We start from the raw sequence: 14,190 nt of genomic DNA on the forward strand, positions 1-14,190 counted from the left end.
GTACAAGGTTTTGGTGGCATCCAGCAAGGCCTGCACCTGCACGGGCGCATACAGCGCCATCCCGCCGTTATAAGGCACGGCATCCATCCCCGTGGCCAGGTTGGCCGCGCTCTGCCAGGTCAGCTGGTATTGCGCCCAGGAGTACACCGCGGCGAATAAAGCCACACCTACGAACGTGCGCACCACCATCAGCACGCTCACCGCGCTCAGCATCTCGTCCATCGGCAAGGTACTCATGGCGTAATACCAGATCCCGATAAACAGCACCGTCATCCCCAACCCTTTCACCACGCTGATCGCGTAGAGGTATTCGATGTCGATCACTGGCGCCATGAGAAAGTACATGCTCACGCTGTACGCCATGAAACACAGGTATCCTCCCAAAATGAAATATTTCAGATGCCATCCGCGCTTAAACCCGATCACGCCCATGAGCCCCCCGATCGCGATGCCCGGTATCATCCACGCGTACAACATGGCATTGGTGTAGTTGTCATATCCCAGCACGCCGGTGGTGAAAGTGGCTTGCATGGCCGCGGTGCCCATGTACACGCCCAAACTGAAAAGCAGCAGCAAGCCGTGCAACACGGGCGTCTTGCGGAATACCCGCACATCCAGGAAAGGCTGCGCCAACGTTAATTGCCGCCAGGTAAACAACACCACCGCCGCCACGAACCCTGTTGCCGCCCAACGGATGTTGGCGGAAGCGAACCAGCCCTGCTGTTTGGCGAACACCAGCACATAATCCAGCAGCAGGAACCCTACTGCAAAGATCGCCATGCTCCACCAGTCGATCCCCTTCAGCGAGACCGCGCGGGCGCTGCGTTTGTTGTGCATGAACACGACCGCCAGCAAGGCGTTGACCAGCAGCACGCCCGCCACCGCGAAATACACGGCCTGCCATTCCGTTTGGTACGCCAGCCCGGTTGTGACCCAGATCACGAGCTGGCTCGTGATGATGCTGAGCGTGTAATAAAACGAATAGAACTTGCCGCGGTCGCCCGTGGGCGTGATGAGGAACATGATGACGGGGATCATCTTCAGTAAAGCGAGCATTTTAAATATGCCCATGAAAAACGAAGCCGCTATAATCATCAGCGGATCGGTGGTCATGGCGCACAAGACCGACAGCGCCGCCAGCACCAAAAAGCACCCGACCAGCAGCTCCTTCCCCCGGAAACGCCGCTCCAACCGGAGGATCACCGGCACGATGGCGCCCATGCCGATCACATTGGCGTAATTGGCCATGGTGATGACTTCGGTATATGTTCCAAAACTGCCCACCATGTCACTCATATTACCGGTATATACGCCCGCGGCTGCCAGCACCGGCAACTCGAACACGGCGATCAGCAACAGCGCCAGCGGCCGGGGTACCCATTTGTGAAAAAGTCCTTTGTCGTATATCGCGTTCATGATGTTTTTATTCCAGGGTGATGACCACGTTCATCCCGGCGCGCAGCAGGGCGAGGTCTTCAGGGGTGTTCTCGTGCGTGAATTCAATCCTGACGGGGATGCGCTGCTGCACCTTCACAAAGTTACCCGTCGAGTTATCGACCGGCACGGAGGCGTAGCGGCTGCCCGTGGCGGCGGAAATGGCCGTCACCTCGCCGGTGTATTCCTTATCGCCCAGCGCGTCAACCTTGATGCGGAGCTTCCGGCCGATGCGGATTTTGTCCATCTGCCGCTCGCGGTAATTGGCGGTGACCCATTTCTGTTCGCTCGTTACGATGGTGGCGATCTGCTGCCCGGCCTGGAGCAATTGCCCTTCGTTGATGCTCCGCCGGCCCACGAACCCGTCGTGCGGCGCGGTGACCACGGTGTAGCCGATGTTGAGCTGTGCCATGTCCAGGGCCGCTTTGGCGCGTTTGATCTCCGCGTCGTTCACCGCCAGGCGGGTGGCAGTTTCTTCGGCAGACAGGCTAGTGGTGTTGCGCTGGTTCACGAGCGCCTCGTACGTTGCTTTTTGCGCTTCGTACTCCGTCTTCATCTGCTCGAATTGCTGGCGGGTAACGGCATCATCCTGCAGCAGGCTTTCGTAGCGTTTGTAATTCTGTTCCGCGTTCCACAAACGGGCTTTCGCGCCGGCGATATTCGCTTCCGACACGCCGATGTTATTCTTTACCGTGCGCACGGCGGATGCCGTGGTGGTCCTGGCGGCGAGGGCGTTGGCATATGCCGCTTCCGCCTGTGCGAGGGCGGTCTGCAGCTCCCGGTCATCGATCACCAGTAGCGTATCGCCCTGCTTCACCTGCTGGTGCTCGATGAAACGGATTTCTTTGATATAACCCGGTACACGCGTGTTGATCGGGTTGATGAAAGCTTCCACCTGCGCGGCGTTGGTATAACTGCTGTCGCCTACGTGGAAATATTGCCGCAGCACCCAAACGAGCGCTGCCGCGATCAGCACGAAGGCGGCGATATTAATGTAGACCATCCGCTTTTTATGCTGTCCCGTTTTCCTGTTGTTGTTATGTTGCGTTGCCATTGTATGCTATGTTATTTTCGTGTGTCGTGTTTATAATTGTCCGGTGGTTTTGAGGAGCTGGTAATACGTGTACAGGATATTAATCTCCGCGTTCGTATACTGCAGCTCCGCATCCAGCTTGGCGTTGGTGGCATCGAGCAGGTCAACTGCCAGGGCCAGCTGGTTGAGGTATTTCTTTTCGATGATGCGGTAGTTTTCGTCGGCCAGCTGCATATTCTGTTCCAGTGTATGCCACTGCGTGATGGCTTCGTTGTGCTTTACGTATGCCGCGTTCACCGTCACGCCTGCCGCCTGTATCCGTTCCGTTTCCGCATCGCGCTGCCGGGCTACCTGCAGTTCCGCCTGCCGGATATGTTTCGGGGAGGTGTAGATGGATGAAAGGTTGAAGGTGAGCGTGAGCCCCGCCTGCCAGCCATTGGCGTAGGCATCCAGCACAGGGTTTACGGTGGTGACGGGCCGTGACAGGTTATTTCCCGCGTAGGCCGACAGCGTAGGAAGCCGCTCCGCTTTCGTGATTTTCAGTCCCGCTTCCGCGATCTCAGTGCTTTTGGCCGCCATGCGGATATCGGGCTGCTGCCCCAGGGCGAGCGACTGGTAATACGCGAGGCCGTTGACCTGCGGGTGCGTATCGAGCAGGGTGGTATCCGGCTGGATGAGGAGCGCGTCGGGCAGGCCGAGGGCGGTGGTGAGTTGTTTATTGAGGATATTGATGTTGTTGTCGATGACATTCACCGCCAGCCGGAGGTTGGAGAGCAGGAGCTCGTTGCGGATCACGTCGTTGCGGGTGACCATCCCTTCGCTATGCATGCGGCGGATGTTTTTCAGGCGCTCGTTGGCCAGGGCGATGTTGTCCGTATATACGCTGCGCTGGTTGTAGAGTTTGTATAGGTCGAAGTAGTTGCCGGCGGAAAGGAGCTTCATGTCCTGCGTGTTTTTTTCCAGGCTGAGAACGGCCAGTTGTTCCCGGAGGCCGGCTGCGGCGATATTGTTTTTCACCTGGTGGCCCTTGAAGATGAGCTGGCTGGCCTGCAGGGCGAAGGAGTTGGAGAAGTGCGGCATGGCCACGTCGGTGGCGGAAGAAAAGTTGCGGTCGATGATGACCGGGTTGCCGATGTACCCCGCGCCGAGGGAGGCATTGAGGGCAGGCAATTGTTGCAGCTTTGCTACTTCCGTGTTTTGCCGGGCTACGGCCACGCCTGCGGCGGCTACCTTCAGGGACGGGTTGGCCATTTCGGTGAGGCGGAAGATTTCCGGGAGGGTGAGCACCCGGCGGATGGAGTCCTGCGCGTGCAGGGGTACCGCTGCCAGGATGCTGCTGGTAATGAGAAATATGGTGATTATTTTCTTCATAATGAATTTCCGTTAAACATTAAATGGTTAAATATTTAACCATATAGGCAAAAAAAGTCAGTGCGTAAGGTTGTGGCGCATTTTTGCGATAACCTGGCTGACCTTCTCCATTTCTTCGAGGCTGATGTCGGTTTCGATACGACGGAAGAAATCGTCGAGCGCGGGCATGAAGGCTTCCATGAATTCGCGGCCGGCTTTAGTGAGGGCGATGATTTTGTTGCGCCTGTCCGAAGGATCTTCCGTACGTACAACAAGTTTCCTTTTGGAGAGGTTATCGATCAGCGGGGTGATGCTGGCTTTGTTTTTAATAAGGAGGTTGGCGATTTCCTGCTGGTTGACTTCATGGCCGCGCCAGAGCACCAGGAGAAGCTGCATCATTTCGTAGGTGATGTCGTAATCGCCTTCCTTGATGATTCTGGAAATGAACTGCCGCATGGCGGCCCGCAGGCCGGTGATCGCGTCCAATACGCCGCGGATATGCTCAAATTCTTTCGATGGTATCATAACAATGCAAAGATACGAATATAATAGTTAAACATCAAACCAATATCCTACAATAAAAGTAAAGTACCTGTAAGCAATTCGCAAGTATCTGTAAGAAAAAATAATTCACGGGAGTTGACATCCAGCGCTTTTGGGCTTATATTGTTCTGGAATTCGCTATTCCGGTAAAGGGAACTGCATTTTCACGGGAAATCATCAAAAATTCAGCTCAGGAGACTTAAAATCAAAATCGAAATCAGTATCAAAATCGAAATCGCTATTCCTTAACACACTGTAAACGTACAAACGGTAAACCCTCGGGAAGGGCGCGCCTTACCCTGTTTTAAAAACATCCGGCAGCCCGCCATTTCGTGCCAGCAGCATGTAAATCGACTATGTCATTAATCGTCAACCAGTTCATTACCACACTAAATCAGCTACCATGAGAAAAATGCTCAGGCTATTAACGGCTTTGTCGTTAATACTCTCGTTGCTGCCCGCCATCTCCCAGGCGCAGCAGCAAAAAGCCGTTACCGGCACCGTGCTGTCGGACGACGGCACGCCCATGCCAGGCGTATCCATCCGTATCAAAGGCACTACCCGTTTTGCCCAATCCGATGCCACCGGCCGCTTCACCATCCAGGCGGCCAGCGGCGAAACCCTGGAGTTCTCGTTCATCGGCTACCAGTCCAGGGACGTTGCCGTGGGTGAAAGCAACGACCTCCGCATCGTCCTCGAATCCACCGCCAGCGCGCTCGGCGAAGTGGTAGTTACCGCCATGGGCATTAAAAAGGAGCGCAAGGCCCTGGGGTATTCGGTGCAAGACATCAAGGCCGACGAACTGATGAAGAACAAAGACCCCAACCTCATCAATTCCCTCAACGGCAAGATCGCCGGGCTTAATATCACCAACTCCGGCGGCGCTCCCGGCTCCTCCGCCTCCATCGTGATCCGCGGCGGCACCTCGCTGGAGCGCGACAACCAGCCGCTGTTCGTGATCGACGGCATGCCGGTCGACAACTCCACCGGCCAGGGCGATAACAGCGCCTTCGACGGGATGATCAACCGCTCCACCACCAACAGCAACCGCGCAATGGACCTCAACCCGGAAGACATCGAGAGCATTTCCGTGCTGAAAGGCCCTGCCGCCGCGGCGCTCTACGGCATCCGCGCGGCAAACGGCGCCATCGTCATCACCACCAAAAAAGGCAAGGAAGGCGCTGTTACCGGCTCCGTAACTTCCCGCTATACCAACAGCTGGGTGAACAAACTCCCCGACCAGCAAAGCATCTACAAGCAGGGATCCTCCCTCAACGGGAACTTCACCGATAAAACCACCGTATCATGGGGCCCACGCTTCGGCGCGGGCGAAGAAGTGTACGACAACCTCGGGGATTTCTTCAAGCGCGGCGATGCTTTCGATAACAACTTCACCATCACCGGCGGCAGCAAAACCGGCAATTTCTTCCTCTCCGGGTCGGATCTGCGGCAGTCGGGCATCGTGCGCACGACGGGCTTCGCGCGGTCGACACTCCGCTTCAACGGCGAACAGAAGATCGGGCGTTTTACCTTCGGCGTCAATTCTTCCTTCGCCCACTCCAATACTACTAAAACCCTTACGGCTAACGGCCTCTGGGAATCCGGCGGCAACGGCGCGCTGGAAGGCGCCCTCATCTGGCCCCGCAACCACCGCATGAGCAACTGGATCGACGCCAGCGGCCAGAAAATCCGCCTCCTGCCCGACATCAGCCTGGACGCCACCGGCGACCTCGAAAATCCTTACTGGATCCTCAACCGAAACCCACAGGGCGATAAAACCAACCGCTGGCTGGGAACGGCTTACACCAACGTCAAAATTACCGACTGGCTGGATGCCACTTACCGCCTCGGTATCGACAACTACGTGACGCAGTTCAGCAACGTCATCGCCCCGGGATCTTCCGTGAAGGAAGCCTGGCTCAGGGGTATGGTTTCCGAAACGGACCTGAACTACCAGTACATCAATTCCAACTTCATGCTGAACTTCCATAAAACATTCGGCAAAGATTGGGACGTGAACTTCCTGGTGGGAAGCATGGCGGAAGATTTCAAAAAGAAATCCAACTCCCTGCGCGCGGAAAACCTGCTGCTGCCCAATAAATACACCATCAACAACGCCGACCGCCGCGACCGTTACGCTTTGCAGAAAGTGGAGCGTTCCCGCCTCGTAGGCGCTTACGGCGACCTGCGCGTTTCGTACAAGAACATGGTGTTCCTCAGCGCCACCGGCCGCAACGACTGGACCTCCACCCTTTCACAGAATTACTGGTCGTTCTTCTACCCCTCCCTGAGCGGCAGTTTCGTATTCACCGAACTGATGGATAACAAAAGCATCCTGAGCTTCGGTAAGGTGCGCGCTTCCTGGGCGCAGGTGGGTAAGGTGGCCCCGGCATACCAGACCACTACTTACCTGAAAGTGCCTGAACTGACCATCGGCGGCGGATTCCGCAACGAATGGACGCGCGGCAATCCCAACATGAAACCGGAAACGACCACCTCCACCGAAATCGGTGCCGAGTTGCGATTCTTAAACAACCGTTTGGGCGTTGATTTCACGTATTACATCAACAACAGCCGCGACCAGATCCTCCAGCCCCGCGTTTCCAACGCCACCGGCTACATCCTCAGCTATGTGAATACCGGCGAGATCGAGAATAAAGGCATCGAAGTAATCCTCAACGCCAATCCCATCCGCAAGCCGGATTTCAACTGGGATATCGCGCTGAACTTTTCCAAAAACAATGGCAGGGTGAAATCGCTCCCCGGTTCGCTGCCCATCCTGTACGTAACCGATGTACAGGTAGGCAACGCTAAAGCCGCCTCCTTCGACGGCGGCAATTTCATGGGCATCAGCGGTTCCCGCTGGCAGCGCTCGCCCGACGGCGACCTGCTCCTCGATGCTGCGGGTTATCCCATCCTTTCCGGCAATACCACGGAGAACGTGGGTAACCGCGAACCGGACCTGCTGGGCGGTATCAACAACAGCTTTACGTACAAAAACTGGAACCTGTCGTTCCTCTGGGACTTCCGCCTGGGCGGCGACGTATTTAACGGTACGGAATACATGCTTGTGTCCAACGGCTTGAGCACGCTTACCGAAAACCGCGATTCCGACATCACGTTCAACGGCGTTACGCTCAACACCGCCACGAACAAATACGAAGCGCGCACCACTACCGTAAAGGCTACGGAAAAGTATTACCGCGAGCTGTACCTGAACAACATTCCCTTCTTCGTGGAGAAAGTGAACTGGATGCGCCTGCGCTCGCTGTCGCTGACCTACAACCTGCCGAAAAACCTCTTCACGCAGCTGAAATGGGTGAAAGACGCATCGTTGAGCCTGAACGGCAACAACCTGCTGCTTTTCACGAATTACACCGGCATGGATCCTGAAACAAGCGCCGCCGGCGCCGGGGTGATCGGCTCCGGTTCTGTGGGTATCGATTATGGAGGGATTCCTTCCACATCGGGCCTGGGTGTGAGCTTAAACGTTAAATTCTAATTCTGAGGGACATGAAAAAGATTATCTGCATTCTCACCATAGCCGCCATTGCATTTTCTTCCTGCACCAAATGGCTGGACATCAACAACAACCCGAACGTTGGCCAGGAAGACGATCCCACGGCCGACCAGCGCCTTGCGCCCATTATCTCCCAGTTCGTGGACGGGTATGAAAGCGCCGGCACCCGTGCGGGCGTCATCACCCAGCAGCTGGCCACTATTTACAGCACCTCACTGGCCGCGTACCATCTCAGCCGCTGGAATTCCACCGCCGCCACTTCCGCCATTGCGGGATGGCCCTGGCAGAGCTGGTACGTGAACACCGCCGTGAACCTGCAGCCCATGATCAAAGCGGCGCAGCAGGTAGATGCCTGGCATTACGTAGGCGTAGCCAAGGTGATCAGGGCATGGGGCTTCGGCTACATGTCCGATTATTACGGCATGCTGCCTTATGATGAATTCGACGATCCCGCCGTGCTGACGCCTAAATTCGACGACGGCGCGTATGTGCAGGCCAAAGTACTCGCTTTGCTCGACGAAGGCATCGCCGACCTCCAGAAGACCCAGGGCCCCGCGGCGCCGGCGCTCTCCAAAGGCGACATCCTCCACGGCGGCAGCGCCAGCGACTGGATCAAAACCGCCTACGCCCTGAAGGCCCGCTTCCTCCTCCATACTTCCAAGAAAGCGGACTTCAACCCGCAGGCCGTACTCGACGTACTCGCCAACGCACCTAAAACCGATGACGAGAGCGCGATCATGCAATATGTAGACGAATCGCCCGCCAGTTCCACCGTTCAGGCCGCGCTGCAATACGTGAACATCAACAACAACTACCGGCCTACCAAGCTGTTCATCGACTACCTGACGAACAACTACACCGGCGCTCCTTCCGGCGCTGCCAACATGGAAGACCCGCGCGCCGCCATCATGATCCCCAGCGCCACCAATGCCGACGGAATACTGGTACGTTCCGAGGGCGTAGATATGGCGTCGGACCTGCCGAAGTCGGGCCCTGCCGCCGGCGACACGCGCTTCGTAACGCTGCGTAAAAGCCCCGTTGCCCCGAAGCCCGGCGACAAGATCGTGTCTACCGGTTCGTGGTACACCCAGCGCGGCGGCAAAGGCCTTTTGCTGACCAACGCGGAAATGCGCTTCATAGAAGCGGAAATGCTGTTCCGCCAGGGCAAAACCGGCGAAGCGCTCACCGCCTATAAAGCAGGTATCCGTTCGCACATGACGATCATGAGCATACCGGCGGACTCCATCAACAAGTTCCTCGCCAGCACCTCCGTGGCGCAAACGGCCGGGCAGCTGACGATGAGCCTTATCATGATCCAGAAATGGATCGCGCTGAGCTATTCCCCGGAAGCCTGGATGGATATGCGCCGCATGAATTTCTGCACCGATGCGGGCGGCAACTACAACGAGGCTGCCGGCATCTACAAAGGATTCAAGCGCCCTTCGCACGTAATGCCCGAAGGTTATCCCAACCCCACCGACTGGCCGCGCCGTTGCGCCGTGCCTTCGTATGAGGTCAATTATAACCTGCAGCAGGTGCTGGCTGCCAATCCCAATGCTTCGAACCCCACTTACATGGCGGAACCCGTGTGGTGGGACAAGCCTTAAATTATCTGATAGCCTTCCGATAACGGCGGCGCTCCGGGGAACCGGGGCGCCGCCGTTCTTTCCGCTGGCCGTGGCTCGGGGAATGCTTACCTTTGTGGGATGGATTATTTCAACAGGCTCCGGCAGTTATTGCAGCAGGAAAAGTCGGGTGACAGGGAAAATTATCGTAAGCAGACGGACAGTGTGCCCGTGGCGCAAAGGAGGGCCAACGGCTTATCGTGGTACCCTATCGCCATCCGCGGGTCGGAAATGAGCCGCGGGGATTATTTAACGGTGGAAGTGGAGCGCACCACGCACCACGACGTGCCGCATCAGCTCCGCTTCGGCGCCTCCGCCGTGCTGTTTTCGCAGCATGACCCGAAGGAGCACCGTGCCGAGGGGACCATCAGCTGGCAAAGCGGCAACCGCCTGAAGATCACCCTCAAAACCGATGAACTGCCCGAATGGGCCGACAGCGGCAAGCTGGGCATCGATCTCCTGTTCGACGATACCAGCTACGAAGAAATGTTCTCCGCCCTGCAGAAAGCCTCCGCCCTGGCCGAAAAATCCACTGAAGGCCGCCTGGTGCGGGTACTCGCCGGAATGGAAAAGCCGGAATTCGACAAACCGCATAACCCTTTCACCACCAAAAAACTCAACCCCTCACAGCACGAAGCCGTGTGGAAAATATTATCCGCCCGGGACGTGGCTGTGGTACATGGTCCTCCCGGCACCGGCAAAACCACGACGGTGGTGCAGGCCATCAGCGCCCTGCTGGCCAACGATGATAAAAAGATCCTCGTAGTCGCGCCCAGCAACGCGGCCGTAGACCTGCTCAGCGAAAAGCTGGCCGCCGAAGGGTTGCGGGTATTGCGGGTAGGCAACCCCGTCAAAGTATCCGAAAAGCTGACCAGCATCACCCTCGATGCGCAGGTCAGCAACCACGCTTCCGTGAAGGAAATCCGCCGCCTGCGCAAACAGGCCAACGAGTTCCGCGACATGGCGCATAAGTACAAACGCAACTTCGGGAAGGCAGAGCGCGAGCAACGCAAAGCCCTGTTCGCCGAAGCCCGCAACATCATGCAGAGCGTCGAAAAAATGGAACAATACATCATTTCCGACGTCCTCGACAAAACGCAGGTGGTAACCGCCACGCCCGTTGGCGCACAGCATTACACCGTCCGCCACCTGCAGTACGACACCGTGGTGATCGACGAAGCCGGCCAGGCCCTGGAGCCCGCCTGCTGGATCGCCGCGCTGAAAGGAAATAAAGTCGTGCTCGCCGGCGACCATTGCCAGCTGCCGCCTACCATCAAATCCGCAGAAGCGGCAAAAAACGGCCTGGCCGAAACCCTCCTGGAAAAGCTCGCCGACCGCCATCCCGAATCCGTAGTGATGCTGGAAGAACAATATCGCATGCACAACACCATCATGGGCTATTCCTCCACCGCATTCTACGACGACAAGCTGAAAGCGCACCCTTCCGTGGCGGGGCACCTGCTGTTCGGGGAAGACGAGCCCCTGGCCTTCGTGGATACCGCCGGCTGCGGGTTCGATGAAAAAGCCGAAGGCACCAGCACCTCCAATCCCGAAGAAGCCGCATTCCTCTTCAAACACCTCGCCGGGTTCGTGGAAACGCTGCAACCGCATTACCCCCCCGAGAACTTCCCCTCGATCGCGGTAATTGCCCCCTACAAGGAACAGATCGGCCTGCTGCGCGAACAACTCGATCATCATCCCGGCCTGAAAGTCTACGGCGAACAGATTTCCGTCAATACCATCGACAGCTTCCAGGGGCAGGAGCGCGACGTCGTGTACATCAGCATGACGCGCAGCAATTCCGACAACAAAATCGGCTTCCTGTCCGACATCCGCCGGATGAACGTTGCTATGACCCGTGCGCGCAAAAAACTCGTGGTAATCGGCGACAGTGCTACGCTGTCGAGGCTCCCGTATTATGCCGGCTTCATCGCCTACGCCGAAGCCAACGACGCGTACAAAAGCGCCTGGGAATATATGGTGTAGACATAAAAATACCCGCCATGCTGCGGTTTACACGTTAGCGTGGCGGGTGGTATATAGTGAGGCAGCAGGTGCTGCCGAAAGGTACCTGTGGGGATTGGCCCCAATCAAGTACCCTGCAAAGATAATCGCATGTTGGCGCTTCGCGATACGTCGGGCGCTTTATTTAGCCGCAACTTATCCACCGTATTTACTTTCCCAGCTGAACGGCGAAGCCGGCATAGAACGCCCGGCCGGGCGCTGCATTGTAATAGCGGCCGGCAGCTGCGTTGATGTCGTTGCCGAGGCTGTAGGTCTCGTCGAGGAGGTTCTCGCCGCCGGCGAAGAGGCGCCCCTCCCATCCCTGGCGCTTCAGCCGGTATTCGGCTTTGAGGCCCAGGAGGTTGAAGGATGCGGCTTTATCGGTATTGGCGTCGTTCATGAAAACATCGTCGTTGTACTGCCAGGTGGCGAAGAGGGAGAACGACCGGCTGAGGCGCACATCCGCCGAAGCGGCGAGCGCATGTTGGGGAGTACCCGGCAAGCGGTTGCCATCGTAAGACTTATCGGCCTGTGTGAACTGGCCGTACCGGAAATGGTGGAACGTCCACGCGCCGCGGAGCCCCAGGAAATGCGCGGGCAACCAGGTGGCCGCAACTTCCGCGCCCTGCTGCACGGTGGCTCCTGCATTTACGAAGTAATCCGCTCCGGAAGCGTCTCTCCTGGAAACGATCGCATCTTTCAACTGGTAACGGAACAGGCTTACGTCGTAACGGAAATGGCCGTTGCCACCGCGTGCCCCGGCTTCGTAGTTCCATCCTTTCTCCGCCTGCAGACCGGTATTGATGACGCTGGTGGATGGCAGCAGCTCCGCCACCGCGGGGGTCGAGAAGCCTTTGGAAACCACCGCGTAGACGCTGGCCCAGGGGCTGAACTGCTTCAGTACGGCGATACGGGGCGCCCATTCTTTATCATAATCCGTTTCGAAACGGAATACCGGCGATTCAGATACGCGGCGGATCGTGGTATTGGCGCCGTTCATACTCAGGCCGGCCGTAAATACCCAACCGCCTTCGAGCACCACTTCCGACTGCAGGAACAGCGACAGCATGCCGTTGCGGATGCGGTCGTCGGTCTGCAGTACATCCGCGTTGCCGTCTTTATTCGTGAACACCCTCGTCCGGAAGTTCCCTGTTTGCCCTTCTGCGCCCGCCAGCACACGCCAGGGCCCCTTTATCCAGGTTACTACCGTCCGCGCCCCGGCATGGGGCTCGTTGCGTTGCTCGTAGTTCCGGATAGAAGGGTTTTTAAGCCCGCTCCAGGCGCCGTACACGCCGGCGGAATGCTCCCAGTGCTCGTTCCATTTGTATTCCCATTTCAATCCACCCCAAACCGTTTGCTGGTATATCGCCGCTTTGGCGCCTTGAGCGGACGGGAAAGCCCCTGCGGCAGGGCGCGCCGCCCTGGGATTGGCGAGGAACTGGGCCAGGGTAAGCCCGCCCGGCGTTTCATAATAAAGATCCCCCGCCAGCACATGCGCCTCCAGCGCCGAACGCTCACTGGCTTTCCAGCGGCCGCTCCAACCGGCTACATAGCGCCGCATGTAAGTATGGTCCCGGTAACCGCCCGACTCCTGCCACGACGCTACCGCCTGCTGCCGGAAAGTCTCGTTGCCCCAGGTGCCGTTCACCGTCGCCAGGTGGCTCCCGTAACTGCCACCGGTATACCCCGCGCTGAAACCATTGCCCGTGTCGAAACGGCGGTCGCCCAGCAGCACGCCTCCCGTTCCGGCGCCATACAGGCTGCTGCCGGGGCCTTTCAGCACTTCTAGGGAGGAAAATATGATGGGAGAAAACTGGTTTAAATAAGTATTGCCGCCCGGATCGGTGAAGGGCAGGCCATTGTAGTACATTTTAACGTTCCGGACGCCGAAGGGCGAGCGCAGCGAGCTGCCGCGGATATTCAACCGGTAGCTGCCCGGCGAACGTTCTTCCATGCGCACGCCCGGCGCGGCATTGAGCGCGGGAACGAGGGAGCCCGGCGCCACGCGCTGCAGATCCTGCCCGCGTACTACGCTCACCGCCCCCGGTACGGTAGACAGGTCGCGCTGCTGGGCATAACCCTGTACCGTAACGCCTTCCAGCACCGTGGTATCCGTTTGTGCCGCGGCCGGCAGGCTGAGCGCCAGGGCCGCGATGATCATATTTCTTTTCATAATTGGCAACGTGTAAAATAGGAAAAATCCGGGTTTAATTATTTCGGGTTAATTTTGCGGTTTAAACGATTTCGAATTGAGCGCACCCGTCTTTCTCATCACGCCGCCTTTTACCCAGCTGAACACGCCTTACCCGGCTACGGCCTACCTGAAAGGTTTCCTCAATACCAGGGGCATCCCGTCCGTTCAGGCCGACCTGGGCATTGAAGCAACCGTGGCATTGTTCTCCAAAAGCGGCCTGACCAGCCTCTTCGCCCGCATTCCCGCCGGCGCGGAACTGTCTGCCAACGCGGCGCGCATCATCGCCCTGCAGGACGATTACATCCATACCATCGACGACGTCGTTTCCTTCCTGCAAGGCCACAACCCCACCCTCGCCCACCGGATCTGCAAACGCGACTTCCTGCCCGAAGCGTCCCGCTTCTCCCAGCTGGAAGACCTCGCCTGGGCCTTCGGCTCGATGGGCACCCAGGATAAAGCCAAGCACTTCGCCACCATGTACCTCGAA

General features: G+C 57.7%; 8 protein-coding genes and 1 pseudogene. 4 read left to right on the forward strand and 5 right to left on the reverse strand.

The genetic code is table 11. The features are described from left to right. From Q0510_RS13475 to Q0510_RS13490, 4 genes are all read right to left on the reverse strand, one after another. Positions 1–1,416 (reverse strand): MFS transporter (locus tag Q0510_RS13475; RefSeq protein ID WP_298712565.1); only part of this gene is annotated, 1,416 nt, incomplete at its 3' end. Positions 1,417–1,423: 7 nt separating this feature from the next. Then, positions 1,424–2,488: an HlyD family secretion protein gene (locus tag Q0510_RS13480; RefSeq protein WP_298712568.1), complete on the reverse strand. Its 1,065-nt coding sequence runs from the start codon at positions 2,486–2,488 to the stop codon at positions 1,424–1,426. 30 nt (positions 2,489–2,518) lie between these two features. After that, on the reverse strand, positions 2,519–3,838 hold the full coding sequence (locus Q0510_RS13485; protein ID WP_298712571.1) for a TolC family protein: 1,320 nt from the start codon (positions 3,836–3,838) through the stop codon (positions 2,519–2,521). A 57-nt stretch (positions 3,839–3,895) separates the two neighbouring features. After that, entirely contained in the window at positions 3,896–4,342 is a 447-nt protein-coding gene (locus Q0510_RS13490; RefSeq protein WP_298712575.1) for a MarR family winged helix-turn-helix transcriptional regulator, read from the reverse strand. Positions 4,343–4,763: 421 nt separating this feature from the next. Between Q0510_RS13490 and Q0510_RS13495 the strand changes: the two genes are divergently transcribed. The 3 genes from Q0510_RS13495 to Q0510_RS13505 all read left to right on the forward strand — a co-directional run bounded on the left by Q0510_RS13495 (position 4,764) and on the right by Q0510_RS13505 (position 11,491). Further along, positions 4,764–7,862, forward strand: coding sequence for a SusC/RagA family TonB-linked outer membrane protein (locus tag Q0510_RS13495; protein ID WP_298712578.1), 3,099 nt, complete (start codon positions 4,764–4,766; stop codon positions 7,860–7,862). Between the two features lie 11 nt (positions 7,863–7,873). Beyond that, positions 7,874–9,487: a SusD/RagB family nutrient-binding outer membrane lipoprotein gene (locus Q0510_RS13500; RefSeq protein ID WP_298712580.1), complete on the forward strand. Its 1,614-nt coding sequence runs from the start codon at positions 7,874–7,876 to the stop codon at positions 9,485–9,487. Positions 9,488–9,586: 99 nt separating this feature from the next. Beyond that, entirely contained in the window at positions 9,587–11,491 is a 1,905-nt protein-coding gene (locus tag Q0510_RS13505) for an AAA domain-containing protein (RefSeq protein ID WP_298712583.1), read from the forward strand. A gap of 187 nt (positions 11,492–11,678) precedes the next feature. Here the strand turns inward: Q0510_RS13505 and Q0510_RS13510 are convergent, their stop codons facing one another. Continuing rightward, positions 11,679–13,682, reverse strand: coding sequence for a TonB-dependent receptor (locus Q0510_RS13510; RefSeq protein WP_298712586.1), 2,004 nt, complete (start codon positions 13,680–13,682; stop codon positions 11,679–11,681). Positions 13,683–13,758: 76 nt separating this feature from the next. On the opposite strand from Q0510_RS13510, the pseudogene Q0510_RS13515 reads away from it, so the two are divergent. After that, a pseudogene (locus Q0510_RS13515) lies at positions 13,759–14,190 on the forward strand (radical SAM protein); the annotation flags it as partial.

The organism is uncultured Chitinophaga sp. (genome assembly GCF_937874145.1).
GTDB lineage: Bacteria > Bacteroidota > Bacteroidia > Chitinophagales > Chitinophagaceae > Chitinophaga.